We start from the raw sequence: 14,625 nt of genomic DNA on the forward strand, positions 1-14,625 counted from the left end.
GCCTGAAACTCGAATTATTTAGGGGATATTCGTTATTCTGCATCGGGCGATTAATCAATAACCAGCCTGAGCTTGCGGTCTTGTTTAAAGATAACACAAACAAAAAATAACGTTTTTGCAACAATGCGATATGAACGCAGCGATAGCCGTTAGTTATTGAAAAGAAGCAAATCAGAATAAACGCCAATGGGAATATGAAGAGGATGGAAAACAGTCACGGTCGCGTATGGAGGAGAGCAAAGAGAGAAACGGCCCGAAGGCCGCTTGTCTCAGTGTATTAACCTGACGTTAATTTAGACATTCCCGGCAGCCATCACCGGTGTTTCTTCGTCGGCATGCTCATGCTCGGGTTCTTCCAGATCGTGGTTTCGTTCGAGCTTAGCCACAACCGCGGTCGCCATGCCGTTACCAATCACATTGGTCGCCGTGCGGCCCATATCCAGGAACTGATCGATACCAATAATCAGCAAAATGCCCGCTTCGGGTAAGCTGAACATCGGCAAGGTGGCTGCTACTACCACAACCGCGGCGCGTGCCACGCCCGCCATACCTTTACTGGTGATCATCAGCGTCAGCAGAATCAGGGTCTGCTCCGTAAAACTTAAGTGGATATTGTAAGCCTGCGCGATGAACAGAATGGCAAAAGCCTGATAAATCATGGAACCGACAAGGTTAAAGGAATACCCCAATGGGAGTACAAAGCTGGTGATTTTTTTGGGAACGCCGAATTCGCTCAGCGCTTCCATCGTTTTCGGATAGGCCGCTTCGCTGCTGGCGGTGGCAAACGCCAGCATACTGGGTTCGCGCAACAGTTTGATCAGACCCCAGGTTGCTTTCTTGCCGAGGAACAGTGCACCAGCTCCAAACATGAGCCCCCATAACAGCGCCAGACCAAGGTAGAACTCACCAATGACTTTGCCAAAATCGAGGAGCAGCCCCAGCCCTTCAGTCGTAATAGACGACGCCAGAGAGGAAAAGACGGCCAGAGGCGCTAACCGCATGACATAATCCGTCACTCGGAACATCACTTTCGCCAGTTCCTCGATCATCGATTCCATCGTGACGGCATGTTTATTCTGGCCTTTCACAAAAGCCAGCGCGGAACCGAAGAACATCGAGAACACCAGAATCTGCAATATTTCGTTATTCGCCATCGCTTCGACGATGCTGCGTGGAAATATATGCGCAATGAAGCTTTTCAGTGTAAATCCACCGGTATTCACGCCGGTCTCTACCGCTATTGGTGTACTTGGAATGGCGAGATTCATTCCGACGCCTGGCTCAAAAATATTTGCTAACATCATGCCAATAAAAAGAGAAACCACGGAAGAGCAAATAAACCACACCATCGCCTTCAGCCCTATTCGGCCAACGGAAGAAGAGTTCCCCATGCTAGCAAGGCCAGAAACCAATGTGGCGAAGACCAATGGCGCAATAATCATTTTTATCAGGCGCAGAAAAACATCGGTCACTAAATTAAAATAGGAGACGACCTCTTTGGCCTCCTGCACTGTTAATAAAGCATGACAGGCACCGCCAACAATAATCCCGAGAAGAATAGCCAAGGCTATAAAAAACAATAACCTGTTCTTTTTCATAGTAACCTCATGATAATGAATAGAATCAGACAATACGCATTATTAGCAAACATGAGCCGACTAACACATAGGCGTAAGCAAACGACGACTTATCCGATTTTTATCGGCGTATTCTCTGTGTCTTGATGTGGTGATAATGTGTTTTGATGTGATGATAATAGTTACTCGGGAAGCATATGTGTTTTTCCATCACTGATAGAAAAAATCTCGACGAGATGTAACGTATAATTATAAACGTCGCTATTCATTAATATTGCACGCACCCTACGATAACCGTTGGACATAACTACCCCTCATTTATTATATGCGGTAAATAAAGGGGTGGTTCAATCAATGTCACTTTGAAGTAATTCCCCTTCATACCTTTTCCTATTTATTTTTTGAATATTCATTAGACGCTCACCATGGGTAAATAACTTAAATCGACGGTGTCATGAAAAATACGAAACCTGTCACTAATGAAATTTTTCTTATCAACAAATTTAGTAATGATTAATTAACCACGATAAATCATGCGTCGAAAATACCGCCCAGACCTCCCCTTTCTTCCATCAGCCTATCCCGATTATTGCCAACCCAGAAGTCACACTCGCAATCCGTAATGCTGCGGTTTCTGTCCCAAACAAAAGTGGCCTCTGTCACACACTATGTGGCTTTACCGATCGCCGCCGTTAGCACCGGTAAGATTGCCCCAGAGTAACGTATAAAAATTTAACTTTTCGCCGCAAAAATCGCGCATATTTCATGTAAAAATCATACATAAGGCGTATTTTGCAAGAAGCCTCACACTCTCCCGTTACGTTTTGTTGTAAAAAAACGACATATCGTTATGCAGCAATCATCAGCGCATGTGTTGATGGAAGAAGAATAGGAAGCGTTCTCCATGAAACTGTTTTACAAAGCCGAAAGCAGTTCTCTTTTTACACACATTGTTTTGATCGAATCCAAACTGGAATTCAAGCTGGAGAAGGTCAATCTGCGTACGAAAAAGACAGAGCGTGGAACCGACTATACGTTCATCAACCCAAAAGGGATGGTGCCAGCATTAGAACTGGATGATGGGTCTATCCTGACTGAAGGGGTTGCCATCGCCGTATACATCGCAGATATGGTTCCGCACTGTAACCTTATCGCTCCTACTGGGGGTATAGCACGCTACCATACGGTTGAGTGGCTGAACTACATTTCTGCTGAGCTACACAAAACCTTTACACCACTTTTTCGCCCCGGCACACCGGAAACGTATAAAGAGTTGTTGATGGAATATCTGCAGGTTAAGTTCCGTTATATCAATATGATATTGAGTGAACAAAACTATCTGGTCGCCAACCGTTTCGGTATCGCCGATGCGTATCTGTTTACCGTAATGCGCTGGGCGCAGTCGCTAAAACTGGATATGTTCCGCTACCCTGCGCTGACCGCTTACCTCGACCATATTGCCGAACGCCCTTCCGTCGTTACCGCGCTTAAGGTTGAAAGGTTGAAAGGTTGACATGCAATAACGCCCCAATATTCGGGGCGTTATACGTTTTACGACAGGCGAGTTGCCTGAAAGTGATGACGCGGATTGGCAATCCCATCCTGAGCCGCAACCAGCTGTAGCTCATACTCATTCATCTCTTTCGTCACCAGCATGACTTCATAGACCGCCGCCGTAGTGTGCTCCAGCGCTTTATCCAACGCCACGCCCTTCAGCAAGTTCACCAGTAGTAATCCACTGGTTAAATCACCCACACCGACAGGTTGACGTTCAAACTCTACCAGCGGGCGGCTGATGTGCCAGGCATCCGTCGGCGTCACCAACAACATTTCAAAGCTGTCTTCACGCGTGGCTGCACGACTCAGGTGTTTTACCAGAACGATTTTTGGCCCTTTTGCACACAGGGCACGCGCGGTCTCTACAGCTTCAGCCACGTTATGCACGGTACGGCCACCCAGCAGTTCCAGTTCAGGCAGATTCGGCGCGATAATGTCGGCCGCGAGCAGCGACTGCTGGCAGTGAAAATCAGACACACCGGGCGCGACGATACAGCCTTTCTCCGGCGTACCCATCACCGGATCGCAGAAGTACAGCGCGTCAGGATTAGCCTCTTTCACCTGACGAACAATGCCCAAAATATGTTCCCCTTGCTCGGCAGAGCCGATATAGCCGCTCAACACCGCATGACAGGTCTTCAGTTTGTCGATGTTCGCCATTCCCTGCACCACCTCGGTCAGGTGGCTGGCGGGCATCACACACCCCGTCCAGTGACCGTATTGGGTATGATTGGAGAACTGCACCGTATTCAACGGCCAAACGTTTGCGCCCATCCGACGCATCGGAAACTCTGCCGCGCTGTTACCAGCATGACCAAAAACGACATGTGACTGGATGGAAAGTATATTTTTCATTAGCTATGACTCAGATCCTTGCCAGCGCCTGTGCGCCTCAACTTACAAGAAGAAAGGGAGCTAACGCTCCCTTATTGGTAATGCTTATGCTTTCCAGCAGATCAGGCAGTAGTGCTTTTTGCCGCGACGCAGCAAGGTGTAGCGATCAAACAGACGGTCGGCATCGCTGAAGGTATATTCAGGGTCAGCCTGTTTTTCACCGTTAATGGTGACCGCATTCGAAGAGATCATCGTACGAGCCTGACCGCGTGACGGCACGAGCTCAGCGCTGACCAGCGCCTGTTGCAAATCCGCACCGTTTTCCAGTTCGATAATCGGCATACCATCCTGCGCCAACTGCGCAAAGTCGTCCTGCGTCATATCCTGCAATGCGCCAGAGAACAGGCTTTGTGTAATACGACGAGCCGCTTCCAGACCGGCTTCGCCGTGAACCATACGGGTCACCTCTTCCGCCAGCACGTACTGCGCGCGTGGAGCTTTGCCACTGTTTTTGTCTTCTTCTTCCAGCGCATCGATATCTTCGAGGCTCATGAACGTGAAAAATTTCAGGAAGCGATACACATCGGCATCCGCCGTGTTGATCCAGAACTGGTAGAATTTGTAAGGGCTGGTCTTGCTGGCATCCAGCCAGATCGCGCCGCCTTCCGTTTTACCGAATTTCGTCCCATCTGACTTAGTGATCAGCGGCACAGTCAAACCGTAAACCTGTTTCTGGTTCATGCGGCGTGTCAAATCGATACCTGACGTGATGTTGCCCCACTGGTCAGAACCACCGATTTGCAGCTCGACATCATGCTGCTTGTTCAGCGAGGCAAAGTCGTACCCCTGCAGCAGGTTGTAGGAAAACTCGGTGAACGAAATGCCGACATCATCACGGTTTAAACGCTGTTTAACGGCTTCTTTGCTAATCATCTGATTAACGGAGAAGTGCTTGCCGATATCACGCAGGAAATCCAGCACGTTCATACTGCCGAACCAATCGTAATTATTAGCCGCGACCGCGCTGTTTTTGCCGCAGTCAAAATCCAGGAATGGGGAAACCTGACGACGAATCTTCTCTACCCACTCACCCACGGTTTCAGCCGTGTTCAGCTTACGTTCTGTGGCTTTAAAGCTTGGGTCACCGATCAGCCCCGTGGCACCGCCAACCAGCGCCACCGGCTTGTGGCCAGACAGCTGGAAGCGTTTCAGGCAGAGCAGCGGCACCAGATGCCCCAAATGCAAGCTGTCGGCGGTGGGATCAAAGCCGCAATACAGTGCAATTGGCCCTTGCGCCAGCCGCTCTGCTAACGCTTCCTCATCCGTCACCTGGGCAATCAAGCCCCGCTCTTGCAATTGTTTAATCAGGTTACTACTCGCCATCGATAACTCCATTTTTATAAAAAACAGGCTGTTACGTACCCGTTGGGTTGACGCACAACGCCGTGAGAGATGCGCAGCATACCTGTCTGCTGTCGCATGATGATTTCGCTGCTGCGTGATTTACGCAACAGGCTATGAACGCCATATCGCCGCGCAATGCCCAGCCAACGCGAAACTCCATAGGATAAAGTGCTGATGATAGGAGCGCCAGCGTTTAACACGGATATTTCGCGATTAAGGCGCTAAACGATCGATCTGCCACCCCTCGTCCTGCCGCTGGTAGAAAAATCGGTCATGCAGACGGTGTTCACCACCCTGCCAAAATTCGACAGAATCGATAACAACGCGGAAACCACCCCAGAAGCTCGGCAAAGGCACCTCGCCATTCTGGAATTTTTGCTTCAATTCCAAAAATTTGCTTTCCAGCACGCCGCGCGCTGAAATCCGGCTGGACTGCTTAGATACCCACGCACCAATTTGGCTATCTTTCGGGCGGCTGTGGAAATATTTCAGCACCTCAAGCGCCGGCAGCTTCTCTACGCGCCCCAGCACGATGACCTGCCGCTCTAGCATATGCCAAGGGAACAGCAGGCTGATACGTGGATTGTTTTCCAGATGATGGGCTTTGCGGCTGCCCATATTGGTATAAAACACCATACCTTTCTCATCATAGTGTTTCAGCAGAACGATACGCTGGTAAGGCTGCCCGTGCTCATCCACGGTCGCAACGGACATCGCGGTAGGGTCGGCCAGTTTTGCATCGCAGGCCTGCTTTAGCCAGCGTTCAAATAAATCCAGCGGGTTCGCGGGAAGATCGCTACGGCGAAGCCCGCCACGCGTGTATTCACGGCGGATGTCAGCAATATCGGCGGGTTGAATAAGAGGAGAACCGTCAGAAGGGGAGCGTTCCTGAGTCATAATATCCTGCTGTCGCAATGTCGGGCCAGAAGCGGGCGAAAATCCCATTTTGCTCCCGTACCCGAAAAATCGCAATCAGCAGCGACATCACTAGCGTCCGGCGTCAGTTACATTGGTGCCAATACGCAGTCGTCTACGATAACCCGTTCACCCCGTTGGATAAATGCACGATCGCCTTTGCTCCAGAATGTGTAGGTGTCATTGCTGTATCTGACGCCAGAAGCAGACACCACTTGAGGGAGCGTGAGACGTTCACCGTCCAGCAGGAAACTCACCTGTGGAGTCGCTTCACCACCCTGCTGTAGCGTCACGGTTAGCGGCATTGTCCCGCATTGATAATGCAGCGTTTCCACCGTCTGCTTATGACCAAAATAACTGCATCCACTCAGCAGAATCAGCGCTGTCCCTGTCAGCAATCGTTTCATTCTTTTCTCCTGTCATTCTTGTCGATGACGGCAACTGACGCTGCCGCTCATTTAAGTTTAACAAGAGGATAACAATGAGCCTCTCGGCAAAATCTGATTAATTCGCGTTGACCGGATAAATCGCGCCTAACACCGTTTCCTGACTCGCTCCCGTGACAGACGGCAGATTGCCCGGCAACCCTGATAGCGTGCGTGACGCCAGCCAGGCAAATGCCAGTGCTTCCATATCATCGCCGCTCACGCCGCATTCATCCGTCGTGCTGACTTCAATACCCGGCAGCAGTGCTGAGAGACGCGCCATAATGAGCGGATTACGCGCGCCACCGCCACAAACCAGCAAGCGTTCACACCCACCGACCAACAGCACTTGTTCAGCGATGCTCACCGCCGTTAACTCAGCCAGCGTCGCTTGAACATCCTGCGGCGCTATCGGCGACAGGCCAGACAGCATTCTTTCCAGCCAGCCCAGATTGAAATACTCACGCCCGGTGCTTTTGGGCGCTCGCAACGCAAAATAAGGATCGGTCAGCATCCGGCGTAGCAATAGCGGATTCACCTGACCACTTATCGCCCACACGGCGTCTTTATCATACGGCTGCGCGCAGTGCCGCCAGATCCAGGCATCCAACAGCATATTGCCAGGACCGGTGTCGTAGCCACGCACGGGTGCCCTCGGCACCAACAGCGACAGATTGGCGATGCCACCAATGTTGAGCACAATACGTCGTTCGACAGGATGCAACAGCAACGCATGGTGGAACGCTGGTACCAGCGGAGCCCCCTGCCCGCCATAAGCCAAATCACGGCGACGAAAATCCCCCACGGTTGTGATGCCCGTCAAGGCGGCAATGCGGTTATTATCGCCGATCTGCAACGTACAAGGCGCATCGCTCGTGGGCTCATGCCAAACCGTCTGCCCATGGCAGCCAATCGCGGTGATATCCTTCGCCCCCAACGCCGTCTCTTTAAGCAGCATCAGCACTGCTTCGGCAAACAAGATGCCCAGGCGGGTATCCAACTGCCCCAGCGCCGACAGCGTCACCGCCTGCCCCTGACACATACCCAGGATGGCCAGTTTGATGTCCTGCGGTATCGGGTGACAATAGCTGGCCTGCTGAGCAACCGTATGCTCGTCAATCGCGGCTAGCACAACATCCACACCATCCAGGCTGGTGCCGGACATTACGCCAATATATCTGCCTGATCTCATTATATAGTCTTTGCCCCTGTGGGATAAAAAGAGAACACCGATAACAACCGTTGCATCGAGAATAAAAGTAGCACGTTAACACGCTGAATTATTAAAATTTTTATGTTTTTTCCACACGGGTTAGGTTTTAACCAAATATTGGTTTTTGATAATATTTGCTACAAAAAAAGCCACTTCTCGTACTATTTACTTCTCTGTTTATACGCAATTTAAGCGCACTATTATATTCTGAAAAAAAGAGTAAAAAGAGTGGCATGCTACACTGAGCCAGACCATAATTTATTGGTATAACACTGCGTCGGCCGAGGCTTAGCCAGCCCGACATATTCGTGATTAAGGAGTTTGTATTATGATGAAGCGTTTACTTGTGGTTACCCTTGCTGGTATCACGCTGGCTGGTTGTGCTAATACTAGTACGCTTTCAGGTGATGTTTACAGTGCATCCGAAGCTAAACAAGTGCAGACCGTGACCTACGGTACGATTGTTTCTATGCGTCCGGTTCAAATTCAAGCGGGAGAAGATTCTAACGTGATCGGTGCGCTCGGCGGTGCTGTGCTGGGTGGTTTCCTGGGCAACACTATCGGTGGTGGTTCTGGCCGTAGCTTGGCGACGGCAGCGGGTGCTGTAGCCGGTGGGGTAGCAGGTCAAAGTGCTACGAGTGCGCTGAACCGTACACAGGGCGTAGAATTGGAAATTCGTCGTGATGATGGCAGTACCATCATGGTAGTTCAGAAACAAGGCGATACGAAATTCAGCGCAGGTCAACGCGTTGCCATGGCCAGCAATGGCCGCAGCATTACCGTTTCCCCACGCTAATGCTGTGTGACGATCGCNNGATGGCGGCGATCGTCACAACGAATAATCAACTCCCAGAATAAATAACCAATAATCGATACCGGTAATCTTGCTGGGATTTAATTCTCCCTCTGCATAACCCAAATTTAGCTACGCTTGATTCTCATGTAATGCCAATATATTTTTCTCAAGACGCGAAACCAGCAGCGCTAATTCATCCACCTGCTCCGGCGTAATACCAAATAAGACTTCACTACGTGTATGGCTAATTACCCCATTGACTGCCTGTATGATTGGTTCTGCTGATTCGGTCAGCATAATACGTTTTGCCCGACGATCGTGCGCACAAACGTGGCGAGTGATTAACCCTTTTTCCTCAAGCTGATCCAGTGTTCGGACTAATGAGGGTTGCTCAATACCTATCGCTTTGGCGAGTTGAATCTGCGACTGCCCAGGAGGTAGATGGTATATGTTATGCAACGTGACCCAATGCGTCTGAGTCAGTTCAAGTGGTTTTAATCGATGATCGACCAGCGCACGCCATACGCGCACCAGACGGGCTAAATCAGATCCTAATGGCAATTCCATCACCTCTCCTTATTGTTAGCACGCTAAGTTATATCCCTGGATTGCAATCAACTCTGATTTATAAAAATAAAAAATGACTTTCTTGTTGTAAATATAGATCCATATGAAATGGATTCTATCAAATAAAAGTCTTTTAAAAATGATCTCAGGCTTATTTTATTCAATCGAACGCTCCTGCGTTACTTAAACAAAATTTCACGTAAATAGATCATCTAAGACAAGATAACTTAGAACAACGATGGCTGACGGGACTCTGCTAGTGTATCGGATTTCTCTGAACGCTGTGAACGTTTCATTCTCTGCCGACACAAACGCAGCACATCCTGTTTCTGCGCATCACTCATTTGGCCCCAACTAAAGCGCTCATTACGACTGCGAAAGCAACCGCGACAATATCCGCTTTCACCCGCCTGACAAATACCACGGCATGGATTAGGGACAACAAAGAGTTCAAGTTGCTCTGGCACAACACCTCCTACTACAACTCTATTTATTGAAGCCCTGTTCTTTACCGCTGGCAAGCCCAAACGGACAGTCACAATGAAAATAATTAGGTAACCATTGTAATAACTGACGATTTTTTTACACGCCAGGCAGCCTAAAATTGCCCCAACGCGCTATTTACCCCTCCTGAGAGTACGTTTTAACACAAACCTCACCGTAGTGTCGCATTTTTAGCATCATCCCAACAGCTTGGACTCGGTAGCGCCACAACGCTATACTTTCCTCTTTGTTGCATTTTTTAACGAGGACACTATGCGCTTACTTCACACCATGCTGCGTGTTGGCGATTTACAACGTTCTATCGATTTCTATACCCAAATCCTGGGCATGCGCGTGCTGCGCACCAGCGAGAATACCGAGTACAAATACACGTTGGCTTTCGTCGGTTATACCGAAGAGAGCGAAGGCGCAGTTATCGAACTGACCTACAACTGGGGCGTCGACAGCTATGATTTGGGCAACGCCTATGGTCATATCGCGCTGGGCGTTGACGATGTTGCCGCAACCTGCGAGCGCATCCGCAAAGCGGGTGGCAATGTCACGCGCGAAGCAGGCCCGGTCAAAGGCGGTACAACCGTGATCGCATTCATCGAAGATCCAGACGGTTATAAAATCGAATTGATCGAGAACGCCCACGCCGGTAACGGCATCGGTCACTAATCTCCGTATTCTACAGGTGCTGTATCGGCACCTGTTCTCCCCCCTCTTCAGCTATCTCCACCGTTTGAAACAGCACAGGCATGCTGCATCTCCGGTCAAAATTTGCAATAATGCGCGCTGCGTTTTGCTAACAATTAAGAGAAAAATGGCTGATAAAAGTGATCTGAACGCCCTGAGCGGCCGTTTTCGTGGGTTTTACCCGGTAGTGATTGATGTTGAAACCGCCGGATTTAATGCGAAAACCGATGCCTTGCTGGAAGTTGCGGCGGTAACATTAAAAATGGACCAAGACGGTTGGTTACAGCCAGATGAAACGCTACATTTTCATGTCGAACCTTTTGAGGGCGCGATTCTGGAGCCCGCCGCACTGGCGTTTAACGGCATTGACCCCACCAACCCGCTACGTGGTGCCGTGAGCGAATATGATGCACTGCATGAAATTTTCAAAGTCGTGCGTAAAGGCATTAAAGATCAGGGCTGCAACCGCGCGATTATCGTGGCCCATAATGCTACATTCGATCATAGCTTTATGGCCGCGGCGGCCGAGCGCTGTAGCCTGAAACGTAATCCCTTCCACCCTTTTGCCACTTTCGATACCGCAGCACTTAGCGGACTGGTGTTAGGCCAGACGGTCCTTGCTAAAGCCTGTATTACCGCTGGTATTGCGTTTGATTCCAGCCAGGCGCATTCCGCGCTGTATGACACCAACCAGACGGCATTGCTGTTCTGTGAGTTGGTTAACCGCTGGAAACGTCTGGGCGGATGGCCGATTGCACTGGAAGAAAATTCGCTGGAAGACGCGTCAGCCGAAGACTAAAAAGGCCGAGATCAAAAAACGGGTGCCATAAAGGCACCCGTTGGCAGGATTTACGCTCGCAGCGTAACAACGTTTGACATCGTCATCACGCTAGGCGAAAGCATTATTCTTGATCAGCCTGCTGCGCTTTGTATTTGTCTGCAGTTTCTTTGATCAGCGGCTGTAGTTCACCGCGCTGAAACATTTCAACTACGATATCACAACCGCCAATCAGCTCACCATCAACCCACAGCTGTGGGAATGTCGGCCAGTTCGCGTATTTCGGCAGCTCAGCACGAATGTCTGGGTTCTGCAAAATATCAACATACGCAAAACGTTCACCACAGGCAGACAACGCCTGAACAGTCTGTGCGGAAAAGCCGCAGCTTGGCAATTTCGGGGAGCCTTTCATGTACAGCAGAATCGGGTTTTCAGCAATTTGGCGCTGAATTTTTTCAATTGTCGGTGTCGTCATCTTCTTGCTTCCTTAATTCTATAGGATGGCTAACGTCCAAAACGCTAGCCATGAGCCGCCGTCAGAGGTACTACGACAGCGACATTGACTCAGGGATATTGTACCGATGCCACTAGCCACAAAAAAACGCCATTTTTTGTAGGGTTATTTTTCCCTTGAAGATATTCACCATTGATGAAATCAACGCCAGAAAACGCTGATAAATCAATCGAAAAAATAACTATTAACGTTTTTTCACTATTCTGTATGAATAAAGCGACCATGCCCACTTTTTTATGACGCCGTTTTCAGGAATACTGTGCGGATTGAGCGAGTTAAGGATTATGTTCGGTCACTGTTATTATGCGCTTATTTATTACCCTTTTTATATTATTTTTCAGTAATCTATCCCTGAACATCGTTCAGGCTGCGCCGCATACCCCGCATTCTGCGCCAAAGAAAAGCGCCGTGGTAGAAACGAATAAGAAAAGCCGCCAAACAAAGGGTAATGCTAAGTCACCGACGCCGATCAAAAGCAAAAAACCAGAACCTACCGCCGTCAGCAATAAAACCAAATCCCGCACCCCGAGCAAAGTGACAGAAAAAAAGCTGTCACGGACGCAAAGCAGCACGCCCGCGCTCGTGAAAAAAAATCTTAAAAAGCTGAAGCCTGAAGAAGAGAAACAAACCACCGCACAAGCCAGAGTCAAAACCGGACTGAAGAAGAGCGCACTCAAGGGGAAAGCGGATAAAAATCCAGCGCCGACAGAAAAAGGAATGGCGCTAAGTGCAGCACATAAAAAACGCTATCAGCATGCCAAAACGACCGCAATGAATAAGTTGATGAGCCAGATAGGTAAGCCTTATCACTGGGGCGGTTCGTCTCCCTTTACCGGATTCGACTGTAGCGGACTGGTTTATTACGCCTACAAAGATGTCGTTAAGATCCAAATCCCACGCACCGCAAACGAAATGTATCACCTGCGTGACGCCGCTCCGATTAAAAAGAGCGAGCTGGAAAGTGGCGATCTGGTCTTCTTCCGCATCAATAATCGTGGCGCAGCCGATCACGTCGGGGTTTATCTGGGTGAAGGAAAATTTATTCAGTCGCCGCGTACAGGCTCAGATATTCGTATCAGCAAGCTGAGTGAAGATTATTGGCAGGAACACTACGTTGGCGCACGTCGCGTGGTGACGCCGCAGACGATTCGTTAAGAGACAGGTGTACGTAGTAGAGAAAAGCGCTGTGAAGAAAAGTGATTCAGACACGTTTTATGCATCATCAACGTGTCTGAATACCTAACCCGCTCAGAGGCACCGTTCGGTTAGTTCAGCACCGCAATAAAACTAAACGCGATGATCACAGCCAACGAACCCACAGTTGTCAGCAAAGACATCTTCAGATCTGTATCCATGAATTACTCCTTATTAACGAACGAATTTTATCTGAAAACTTCATCTGAAAAGACACCACCATTCACAGCCAAACCCGTTTAGGTAGTAAAAGCCACAAATAATAGGGTTATTACGATTCTTTCATAATTGTAGCGAAAAATCTCGGACGAATGCATCACTAATAGTATAAATTAGCCCTTTAACTTTCATGATAAATCGGACACAATCCGCTGTTTATGAAAGCGCTGCGTATCAGTCGAAAAACGTCAACCCAGATCCCTTCGGTATAACATTCGGCATTCTCCTTCTGAAATCCTGTTTTTTAGCTTAGAAGAAGAACATTAAACGTAGGCAAACGATTAACAATATACTTACGTCTGCAACAGGTAAATTCAGGAGTCATTTTTAGATGGCAACGATTAAAGATGTGGCAAAACGTGCTGGCGTTTCCACCACAACCGTATCGCACGTGATCAATAAAACACGTTTCGTCGCCGAAGAGACTAAGGCAGCCGTCAGGGCGGCAATCAAAGAATTGCACTATTCGCCCAGCGCCGTCGCCCGCAGCCTCAAAGTTAATCACACTAAATCTATCGGTTTGCTAGCCACATCCAGCGAAGCCCCCTATTTTGCCGAGATCATTGAAGCCGTTGAAAACAGCTGCTATGCCAAAGGCTACACGCTGGTGCTGTGTAATTCGCATAACGATATCGGCAAACAGCGAGCCTATCTTTCCATGCTGGCGCAAAAACGCGTCGATGGCCTGTTGGTAATGTGCGCTGAATACCCACCAGAGCTGTTGTCGATGTTGGAAGATTATCGCAGTATTCCGATGGTCGTTATGGACTGGGGACAGATGCATAGCGATTTTACCGATACGATTATCGATAACGCCTTTGAAGGCGGTTATATGGCGGGTCGCTACCTGATTGAACGCGGCCATCGGGATATCGGTGCCATCCCCGGCACTCAAGAACGCAACACCGGCAGCGGGCGCTACCTCGGCTTTTTGAAAGCGTTGAAGGAAGCCGACATCACCATACGCGACGAATGGGTAGTTCGGGGCGATTTCGAACCGGAATCCGGCTACAAAGCCATGCACAAGATCCTCGCACAGAAACAGCGTCCAACGGCCGTATTCTGCGGTGGCGATATTATGGCAATGGGGGCTATCTGTGCGGCTGATGAGCTGGGTCTGCGTGTGCCGCAGGATATTTCGGTGATCGGTTATGACAACGTGCGCCACGCGCGTTTCTTTACGCCTGCGCTAACCACCATCCACCAGCCAAAGGAGCGTTTGGGACAGTCCGCTTTCGCGATGCTGCTGGATCGCATTACCAGTAAGCGGGAAGATGCACACGTCATTGAAGTGCACCCGACGTTGATTGAACGCCGCTCGGTTGCAGACGGCCCCTACCTCGACTATCGCCGCTAGCCGCAGCCATTCTGTACCGACGATTTTTTTATTCCTGCTGCTTCCCCTCTCTGCTTCAGCCAATTCTCTTGTATGCTGGCTGAAGCAGTTCTA

16 protein-coding genes are annotated in these 14,625 nt (G+C 49.4%); 6 read left to right on the forward strand and 10 right to left on the reverse strand.

Features of this window, described 5'->3' with window-relative positions:
* Window positions 1-293 precede the first annotated feature (293 nt).
* Window positions 294-1,598, reverse strand: coding sequence for a dicarboxylate/amino acid:cation symporter (locus tag H0248_RS01780; protein WP_180784447.1), 1,305 nt, complete (start codon window positions 1,596-1,598; stop codon window positions 294-296).
* A gap of 883 nt (window positions 1,599-2,481) precedes the next feature.
* Here H0248_RS01780 and gstA point away from each other — a divergent pair.
* Window positions 2,482-3,090 carry a glutathione transferase GstA gene (gene gstA, locus H0248_RS01785; RefSeq protein ID WP_180784448.1) on the forward strand — a complete coding sequence of 203 codons (609 nt, stop codon included), beginning with the start codon at window positions 2,482-2,484 and terminating at the stop codon, window positions 3,088-3,090.
* Window positions 3,091-3,128: 38 nt separating this feature from the next.
* Here gstA and pdxY read toward each other — a convergent pair whose 3' ends face one another.
* The 5 genes from pdxY to anmK all read right to left on the reverse strand — a co-directional run bounded on the left by pdxY (window position 3,129) and on the right by anmK (window position 7,904).
* Window positions 3,129-3,989, reverse strand: a complete 861-nt coding sequence (gene pdxY, locus H0248_RS01790; protein ID WP_180784449.1) for a pyridoxal kinase PdxY — start codon at window positions 3,987-3,989, stop codon at window positions 3,129-3,131.
* Between the two features lie 84 nt (window positions 3,990-4,073).
* Window positions 4,074-5,351 (reverse strand): tyrosine--tRNA ligase, encoded by a 1,278-nt coding sequence (tyrS, locus tag H0248_RS01795; protein WP_180784450.1) that lies wholly within the window; start codon window positions 5,349-5,351, stop codon window positions 4,074-4,076.
* Between the two features lie 234 nt (window positions 5,352-5,585).
* Window positions 5,586-6,269 carry a pyridoxamine 5'-phosphate oxidase gene (gene pdxH / locus H0248_RS01800; protein WP_039471966.1) on the reverse strand — a complete coding sequence of 228 codons (684 nt, stop codon included), beginning with the start codon at window positions 6,267-6,269 and terminating at the stop codon, window positions 5,586-5,588.
* A gap of 107 nt (window positions 6,270-6,376) precedes the next feature.
* Window positions 6,377-6,694, reverse strand: coding sequence for an MliC family protein (locus tag H0248_RS01805; RefSeq protein ID WP_039359311.1), 318 nt, complete (start codon window positions 6,692-6,694; stop codon window positions 6,377-6,379).
* 97 nt (window positions 6,695-6,791) lie between these two features.
* A complete protein-coding gene (anmK, locus tag H0248_RS01810) occupies window positions 6,792-7,904 on the reverse strand; it encodes an anhydro-N-acetylmuramic acid kinase (RefSeq protein WP_180784451.1) in 1,113 nt (370 codons plus the stop codon).
* 349 nt (window positions 7,905-8,253) lie between these two features.
* Here anmK and H0248_RS01815 point away from each other — a divergent pair, with 349 nt between their 5' ends.
* Window positions 8,254-8,721 carry an outer membrane lipoprotein gene (locus H0248_RS01815; RefSeq protein ID WP_116163340.1) on the forward strand — a complete coding sequence of 156 codons (468 nt, stop codon included), beginning with the start codon at window positions 8,254-8,256 and terminating at the stop codon, window positions 8,719-8,721.
* A gap of 129 nt (window positions 8,722-8,850) precedes the next feature.
* Here H0248_RS01815 and slyA read toward each other — a convergent pair whose 3' ends face one another.
* Window positions 8,851-9,288 carry a transcriptional regulator SlyA gene (gene slyA, locus H0248_RS01820; protein ID WP_010276609.1) on the reverse strand — a complete coding sequence of 146 codons (438 nt, stop codon included), beginning with the start codon at window positions 9,286-9,288 and terminating at the stop codon, window positions 8,851-8,853.
* Window positions 9,289-9,515: 227 nt separating this feature from the next.
* Window positions 9,516-9,755 (reverse strand): DUF1289 domain-containing protein, encoded by a 240-nt coding sequence (locus H0248_RS01825; RefSeq protein ID WP_180784452.1) that lies wholly within the window; start codon window positions 9,753-9,755, stop codon window positions 9,516-9,518.
* 289 nt (window positions 9,756-10,044) lie between these two features.
* On the opposite strand from H0248_RS01825, the gene gloA reads away from it, so the two are divergent.
* Both gloA and rnt read left to right on the forward strand, forming a co-directional pair.
* Complete coding sequence (gene gloA, locus H0248_RS01830; RefSeq protein WP_010276601.1) at window positions 10,045-10,452, forward strand: lactoylglutathione lyase; 408 nt, start codon at window positions 10,045-10,047, stop codon at window positions 10,450-10,452.
* A 145-nt stretch (window positions 10,453-10,597) separates the two neighbouring features.
* On the forward strand, window positions 10,598-11,269 hold the full coding sequence (rnt, locus tag H0248_RS01835) for a ribonuclease T (protein ID WP_039279581.1): 672 nt from the start codon (window positions 10,598-10,600) through the stop codon (window positions 11,267-11,269).
* Between the two features lie 103 nt (window positions 11,270-11,372).
* Here rnt and H0248_RS01840 read toward each other — a convergent pair whose 3' ends face one another.
* Window positions 11,373-11,723, reverse strand: a complete 351-nt coding sequence (locus H0248_RS01840; protein ID WP_010276591.1) for a Grx4 family monothiol glutaredoxin — start codon at window positions 11,721-11,723, stop codon at window positions 11,373-11,375.
* Window positions 11,724-12,065: 342 nt separating this feature from the next.
* Here H0248_RS01840 and H0248_RS01845 point away from each other — a divergent pair, with 342 nt between their 5' ends.
* Window positions 12,066-12,917 carry a C40 family peptidase gene (locus H0248_RS01845; RefSeq protein WP_110163970.1) on the forward strand — a complete coding sequence of 284 codons (852 nt, stop codon included), beginning with the start codon at window positions 12,066-12,068 and terminating at the stop codon, window positions 12,915-12,917.
* 110 nt (window positions 12,918-13,027) lie between these two features.
* Here the strand turns inward: H0248_RS01845 and cydH are convergent, their stop codons facing one another.
* On the reverse strand, window positions 13,028-13,117 hold the full coding sequence (cydH, locus tag H0248_RS01850; RefSeq protein WP_014915740.1) for a cytochrome bd-I oxidase subunit CydH: 90 nt from the start codon (window positions 13,115-13,117) through the stop codon (window positions 13,028-13,030).
* 389 nt (window positions 13,118-13,506) lie between these two features.
* Between cydH and purR the strand changes: the two genes are divergently transcribed.
* Entirely contained in the window at window positions 13,507-14,532 is a 1,026-nt protein-coding gene (gene purR / locus H0248_RS01855; protein WP_180784453.1) for an HTH-type transcriptional repressor PurR, read from the forward strand.
* Window positions 14,533-14,625: the final 93 nt, after the last annotated feature.

Origin of the sequence: Pectobacterium brasiliense (assembly GCF_013449685.1) — a bacterium.
Lineage (GTDB): Bacteria > Pseudomonadota > Gammaproteobacteria > Enterobacterales > Enterobacteriaceae > Pectobacterium > Pectobacterium brasiliense_A.